We start from the raw sequence: 5288 nt of genomic DNA, 5'->3' as shown, positions 1-5288 counted from the left end.
ACCCCACAGCGCCATCGGATACAACGTCCCGAGCGCGCTGCACTTTCCCGGCGGCGTCACCAGCCCGCCGCCATGGCCAAGGCTGGAAACTCCGGCTTTAGATGGTCCAAAATTGGTAGGCAGGGCACAATCAGGCCGCCATCACAAATGAAGGTCTGTTCTAGGAGCTGGTACCTTGGCTGGTTTACGGGTGGCGTCTCTAACAGGGGGCGGCCATCCGCTGCATTTCATAGCATGAATAGCTATGCCGATGATCTGGCCGAGTGTGTCAAATCCATTGATCTGCTGACATCGCCATGATCTGCCACTCCACAGGCGGCGAAGTCACTCGGCATATATCGGCCGTCATCGTACTAAATTGGTCGCCGTGTAATGCTGATCGGGGCCGTGCCGCCAATCATACTAAAGGCCGCAGCGAGTCCCGAAGATCTTCGGTGGAGGTGTTTGACGTGTTGTGCAGCCGCCTTTTAACGGATCGCGCACGGTTCTATAAGGAACTGGCAACGGCCTTGTACGGTGCTAATCGGCCAGTGCTGTCTGCGCTTTCAAACGTCGCCCGGATCGTTTGATCTACTCGTGCGATTAACGTGCAGATAAGGCAGCCGAAATAAGCTGAAGAAGACGTTCTGCTGCGTAAGTCGCGACGAAGCCAAAATCAAAGTAGCAAGTCTCTTGCTGCGGGTCTTTCGTTAAGTCTATTTATACAAAATGTTATAATCCACGTCGCTGTCTATACTCACTTCGCAGAGCAGGCGCGCTTCACTCTTTCGAACGGCGCGGTCATGGTCCAGTTGCATAGGGGATGGCATGAAGCAGAAAGTCGCCATCATTGGCGGTGGGGTTGGTGCAATCACCACGGCCTATGCGATCACTTGCCAGCCCGACTGGCAGGACCGGTTCGAACTGACGATCTATCAGATGGGTTGGCGTCTGGGTGGCAAGGGCGCGAGCGGTCGCAATCTGTCCCAAAGCGGGCGGATTGAAGAGCACGGCCTGCATATCTGGGCGGGTTTTTACGACAATTCCTTCCGCCTGATGCGGCAAGCCTATGAAGAACTGGTGTCCGAGGGGCTGCGTGCGTCTGATGCGCCTTTGGCGCGACTTGAGGATGCCTTTGTCGGCCTCAGCCATTTCTTCATTGCCGATGAGGCAAGGGACGAAAGCGGCAATCCGGTCCTGCGTCCCTGGCGGTTCGACTTTGAGCCGAACGATCTGGTGCCGGGTTCGGGCGGCGCGCTGCCCACGCCGTTCGGGTTTCTGAGGCTGGCCTTGGCACAGGTATCGCAACTGCTGGAGCGCAGCGGGATGCCTGCCGCTCCGATGCGTGCGCAGCGCTATCTGCCGGATCTGTCGGCCTTTGGGCTCACGGCCGAGGCAGCCTCGCCGCTGCATCTGCTGCGCAATCTGGTCGATAGGCTACCGGGCGACCTGCGCTTTCTTGATGCCGGAGAGATGGCGCTGTTCTCGGCCTTGGTGGGTGAGGCGCAGGACTGGCAGACAAGCTTGCGCCAAAGCGCGGCGCTTGACGATGACCAGCGGCGGACGGGCTATATCATCAGCCTGACATTGGCCTTTTGCCGGGGAATGATTGCCGAAGGCGGTTTCAAGGCCGGTTTCGATGCCATCGACGATTGGGAAATCAGCGATTGGCTGTTGCATCACGGTGCCTCGCGCGAGGCGGTCTATTCCGCGCTGTTCCGGGGCTGCTACGACTATGTCTTCGGCTTTGCAGGCGGCAATACGGCGCAGCGCAGCATGGGTGCGGGGACCGCGATCCGCGGCCTGCTGCGGCTGGCCTTCACCTATAAAGGCCACCTGTTCTACCGCATGCAGGCGGGCATGGGCGACACGATCTTTGCACCTTATTATCAACTGCTGCAGAAACGCGGCGTGCGCTTCTGTTTCTTCAATGCGGCGCGAAGGCTGATTCCAGACGCCACAGCCTATGACATCGCCGCAATCGAGATGGTCGAGCAAGCCCGGCCCAAGGGCGAGACCTACGATCCGCTGATTGATGTCGCGCAGCTGCCCTGCTGGCCCTCGGCCCCGCTGTGGGATCGGCTGGAGGACGGTGAGGCGCTGGCCAATGCGGCACCGGATTTCGAGTGCGAAAAGACCCCGCCCGAAGGCCGGGCCTGGCGATTGGAGAAGGGGCGGGATTTCGATCTGGTGGTGCTGGGCGCCTCGCTGGGGTCACTCTCATATCTGGCCAGCGATCTGATTGCGGTGTCGCCGCGCTGGCGGACGATGACCGAAAAGGTGCGGACGGTCGCCACGCACGCTGCGCAATTCTGGCTGGATCGCAGCGCACAGGATCTGGGCTGGAACGCACTTGCAGGTGGCAGTGCTCCGGGCGCGCCCGAGGACCTGCGCACCGTCATCACCAGTTTCTCGGAACCGCTGGATACCTGGGCCGACATGAGCGACCTGCTGCCGCGCGAAGGTTGGGCTGCGCCGGGACCGGTGTCGATCGCCTATTTCTGCAGCCCATGTACGGACGACGCCGACCGCGCCACCATCGCGGCGGACACCCGCGCTTGGGCGGATCGTGACCTGATCCGCATGTGGCCGGGCGCAGTGCGGGACGGTCGGTTTGACGCCTCGATCCTGCATGCGCCGGGGGCGGTGGATGACGATGCGCGATGGGCGGCGCAATATTACCGCCGCAATCTTTACGGCTCCGAGCGCTATGTCCTGTCGGTGCCGGGCAGCGTGGAATACCGGCTGGCCCCGGATGATTGCGGTTTCTCGAACCTGTTTTTGGCCGGAGACTGGACCCGCTGCGGCATCAATGCAGGCTGTGTCGAGGCCGCGACCATCTCGGGACTGATGGCCGCGCGCGGGCTGACCGGGCGCCCGATCGAGATCGTGGGCGAGACCGATCTTGGCCCCGACTTCATCCCCGGCGCGTCGCAATCCCTGACCAGCCCCTATGCACCGACCGCGCCTTGGCCACTGACCCCGTTCTTTGCGACCGGCAGCATCGACGGCTGGTTCAGCTTTCACGCCGTCGATGCGGCGGCGCTGTCCCAAGTCCTGCCACCGGGCATGCGCCTGCACGCGCAGGGGTTAACCCCGCCGGGCACCCATCCCGTGGCCTTGCTGGCCAATCGTCAGATCGGGGTCAGACTGTCGGCCCAGCCGGCTTTTACCGGCTATCCGGATTACCTTGAGGCGATCATCGCCATCAACCATGTCGCCATCGACGGAATTCCCGGCCTGTTCAGCTATCTGCCCAATCTCTACCTGAACAGCCGCGTGCCGCAATTGGTCGGAGTTGGCTTCTATGGCTACAACAAGCGGATGGGACGGCTCAGCATGACCGGCTCAGATTACCATGTCGCTTCGCCCACAGGGCAGGCGATCTGGTCGGGCGACTATCAGCAAAACGGCTTCGAAAGGCGGCTGATGAACTCGCCGGAATGCGGCGCGGTCGAGGCATTGTGCCAACAGATCGTCGCCAGTCATCACCCGGTGATGGGCTGGCGGTTCTCGTCCTTTGACTTCAACCTGACCGCTGCCCGGATCGCTCCGGTTCATGCGCGGATCAGAATCAACGACTCGAATCTGGCGCAACTTCCCGCCGGAGAGATGCCTGCGCAGCCCCTGACCATGACCGGTCCGGGGCAGGCGATGCGGCATGTGGGTCTGCCGGGGGCATTCCGCATCCGTACTGCCTGGACCTTATCAAATCCATTCGACAGTGGCAGGCTCCGGGTGCTGCAGGCAAATAGAACTTATGTAAAATAAAGTATTAATATTCAGGATATTGCATGCCAGTATCCAAGGGTGGAATGCGGCTCCTTCGAGCGCCGGTCCCAATACCTTGCGGGTCGGCCGGACCTTTGTCGGCAGGCAGGTCGCACGCGCCTGTTAGCGCAATCCCGACCAGCCCTGCTCGGTCACGGGCGAGGCTGGGATCGGCAAGTTGGCGATGGTCAATAGCGTGATCGAGACCGCGCCCTCGCATGTGATCTTTGCAGGGGATGCGCTGAAGTGATCCGAAAGCCAGCATCCGTTCCGGCAATGGCTCAGGTCGCGGATGGGCGGGGAATCCAGCGATTTCGCGATGCTGTGCGGGACATTCCCCAATCTTGCGGCGGATGATCAGCTTGCTCTGGCGCTGACGCTTGACCTGCCGCAGGGGCAGGCGCTGGTGGCGCGTTTCTCTGGATCTGATGCCAAAGCTGCGAGCGGCGGCAAGGAACGATTGGAGTCGATATCCAAGATGAGAAATCGCCACATCCGCAGACTGTTCTATCTCGGAGCGGTGGGGTGACCGCCACCCGCAGCGGTCTGATTCCGGGGGCGGCTGGCTGGGTGGCATGATCCGGACCAAGCTACTCAAGGTCATAGCGATCGTACTAGCCAACCGCATGGCGCACGATGCTGAGAACCGCTGAAGCCTGACGGGCAGCAGTACAGTGACAAGCCATCCGGGGCACTGACGGCCTAAACGGATTGCCAAGGTCACGGTGAGAGGATCGCACACTGACGGCCGCAAGTCAGGGACACCGGTTCGCACCGGGCTTATAGCCGCGTCGTTGATTGGGACCCCGAGCCACACGCGGACGTCCGTCGTGGCGCGCGGGCGAACGGCGGTTGAGACGCCGAATCCGAAGCTGCCCGAGTTTCTGCACCAGATCGACTTGAACGAGCGTATTGCCACGGTCATCGCCGACGGTGCTCGATACATGCACCTGCCATCATGCCATCGTCGGCAGGGGTGCCTAGGCGATCATTCCGCCCCGCAGGAAAGCGTAACGATGGAAGCCGACGACCGCCAGAGCGCGAAGCGAGATGCTGAGGGCGGCGAAGCACCTTCGGTCGTGCACTCCGGCGGCGATGTAGTGATTATCATTACTGGAGCCACGTCGAGTTATGAAGAGGGGGCAGAAAACGATCTGCGGATCGTTTTCCCGCCGATTGGATGAGCTTGCCCGTCGCTCTTGCGGCAGCGTCTCATAGCGCGCGAGATGCAGATCGTAGAGCTTCAGGCGCGCGCTGCGGTAATGAGCCCGATCATAGCCTTCGGCATCCCCGTCGCCGTGGCTGCGGATAAGTGGTGGGAAAAGGGAAAGGGGAACCACGGCAGTTCCCTAATTCGTGCAACAGTTCTACCGCCGCACTTCAAAATAGACCTTCCACAAGTACAACTGCCTGTAGCAACCATTCAGAATTGTCCCATTTCTGGCCATTCAGAAATGTCCTCGGACGCGGCATTTGCCAGCAGCCGGGCAGGGCGGAGACTTCCGCCATCGCAGCCCTGACCGGCTGCCGTGAGCCGA

At 61.3% G+C, this 5288-nt stretch carries 3 protein-coding genes; all 3 read left to right on the top strand.

Annotated features, from left to right (window positions below; genetic code table 11):
• Window positions 1–807 precede the first annotated feature (807 nt).
• The 3 genes from GL300_RS25925 to GL300_RS25915 all read left to right on the top strand — a co-directional run bounded on the left by GL300_RS25925 (window position 808) and on the right by GL300_RS25915 (window position 4934).
• Entirely contained in the window at window positions 808–3750 is a 2943-nt protein-coding gene (locus tag GL300_RS25925; protein WP_155042559.1) for an NAD(P)-binding protein, read from the top strand.
• Between the two features lie 292 nt (window positions 3751–4042).
• Window positions 4043–4279, top strand: a complete 237-nt coding sequence (locus GL300_RS25920; protein ID WP_155042558.1) for a hypothetical protein — start codon at window positions 4043–4045, stop codon at window positions 4277–4279.
• Window positions 4280–4580: 301 nt separating this feature from the next.
• Window positions 4581–4934, top strand: a complete 354-nt coding sequence (locus GL300_RS25915) for a hypothetical protein (RefSeq protein WP_155042557.1) — start codon at window positions 4581–4583, stop codon at window positions 4932–4934.
• The last annotated feature ends 354 nt before the right edge of the window (window positions 4935–5288 follow it).

This window comes from Paracoccus litorisediminis (assembly GCF_009711205.1).
Lineage (GTDB): Bacteria > Pseudomonadota > Alphaproteobacteria > Rhodobacterales > Rhodobacteraceae > Paracoccus > Paracoccus litorisediminis.
The sequence above is the reverse complement of the archived record's forward strand: the minus strand, read 5'-3'. Positions and strand labels throughout refer to the sequence as shown.